General features: G+C 63.0%; 2 protein-coding genes. Both read left to right on the forward strand.

The annotated features are described in order from the left end of the window. Positions 1 to 185, forward strand: a 185-nt coding sequence (locus tag QNO00_RS17260; RefSeq protein ID WP_284025433.1) for an FG-GAP repeat domain-containing protein, incomplete at its 5' end; no start/stop codon positions are given. A 120-nt stretch (positions 186 to 305) separates the two neighbouring features. Then, on the forward strand, positions 306 to 1923 hold a 1618-nt coding region (locus tag QNO00_RS17265), incomplete at its 3' end, for a M20/M25/M40 family metallo-hydrolase (RefSeq protein WP_284025434.1).

Below are 1923 nucleotides of genomic sequence, written 5' to 3' on the forward strand. Positions count from 1 at the left end.
CCGGAGACGGCCGGGCCGACATTATCGGTTTCGGCGACGGCGGAGTCTGGGTATCCCTGAACAACGGTGACGGGACCTTCAAGGCCCCGGCCAGGGTAGTGGACAACTTCGCCTACACCGCCGGTGAGTGGCGGGTCGAGAAACACCCCCGCTTCGTCCCAGGCCCGGGCTCCATCGGCAGCTAACAACCCGGACAGGTCCTCATGGGCATTTGGTTTCCGGATCCCATGGAATTGACCGCCAGGGATCTCCGTGTTTGGGGTCCCCTCGCTGCACTGTCATTGTCCACTTTGGAGGGAGCCTCCGTGATCTCTTATATTGTCACCCCGCATACGGGGGAAGCCGTCGAGGCACGAATGGCTTCCCCGGATACGGGTGAGCGCGACCTGAGATGGTGTGGCCTCGGGGACCGGATCATTTGGTGGCAGGACTCGCCGGTCCGTGCTTTCCCGGACGAGCTCCTCCGGCAGGCCGATACACCGGGCTGGAGTGGAGAGGGCTCCCTCTATTTGATCGGCCAGGCCGGCAACTCCTTTCTAGCCGAGTTTCACGATGTGCAAGTCGCGGTGAACAAAGGCCGCTACCTCATCGTCACGCTGACCGCCGGCGAACATGCCGAGGTGGTGAACGCCAGCGGCGCGTGTTTCGGTATCTGCCCGGTACCCGAGAACGCGCAGGCACTGGCCACGTTATCTCCCGCCCCGGGGCGGGCCGAGGCGGCAGTATCAGCAATTACTGCCTTGGTTTCCGAAGATGAGCTGATCAACTCGTGCACGGTTTTGGCCGGGTTCCACACCCGTCATTCCCTCTCCACGGAATTCTCGGTTGCGGTCGACTGGGCCATGGCCAGGCTGCAGTCTTTCGGCTTCGACGTCACCAGGCAGGCCATTACGCTTGGCAGCTCAACGAGCTTCAACCTTGTGGCGGACAGGCCGGGCAGCGGCGCCAGCCGTCGGCTCGTGATGGCGACAGCACATCTTGACTCGATCAACATTGAAGGGGGTGCCGGTGCCTTGGCGCCTGGCGCGGACGATAACGCCAGCGGCGCGGCAGGTTTGATGGAAATCGGCAGGGTATTGGGCCGACAAAGCTATGAACACGACCTGCGCCTGATCCTGTTCGGCGGTGAGGAACAAGGACTCCATGGGAGCCGTCAGTATGTTGCCGCTCTCAGCCAAACCGACCGCGGGCGCCTCGATGCGGTCATCAACATGGACATGATCAGCACCCTCAATGTCCCACAACCGACAGTCCTGCTGGAGGGCGCCCCGGTCTCGCAGCAGTTAATGGTCGACCTGACCGGTGCGGCCGGCGTCTACACCACCTTATCCGTTCAGACCTCGCTCAATCCTTTCGCCAGCGACCATGTCCCCTTCATCAACGCCGGGCTGCCTGCACTGTTGACGATTGAAGGGGCGGATTCCGCCAACTTCAATATCCACACCTCGAACGACACCCTCGACAAGATTGATGGCGCTCTGGCAGCAGCCATCGTCAGGATGAATGTGGCAGTACTGGCCGCCAAGTTGCATGCTGAGGTGGTGCCTGGGGTGAGCAGTGCCGGCCCTGACCTGACCGGGGACAGGAAGGGCGACATTATCGGTTTCGGCGACGGCGGAGTCTGGGCGTCCCTGAACAACGGTGACGGGACCTTCAAGGCCCCGGCCAGGGTAGTGGACAACTTCGCCTACACCGCCGGTGACTGGCGGGTCGAGAAACACCCCCGCTTCCTGGCCGACCTCACCGGAGACGGCCGGGCCGACATTATCGGTTTCGGCGACGGCGGAGTCTGGGTATCCCTGAACAACGGTGACGGGACCTTCAAGGCCCCGGCCAGGGTAGTGGACAACTTCGCCTACACCGCCGGTGACTGGCGGGTCGAGAAACACCCCCGCTTCCTGGCCGACCTCACCGGAGACGGCC

Origin of the sequence: Arthrobacter sp. zg-Y1219, from assembly GCF_030125545.1 — a bacterium.
Lineage (GTDB): Bacteria > Actinomycetota > Actinomycetes > Actinomycetales > Micrococcaceae > Arthrobacter_B.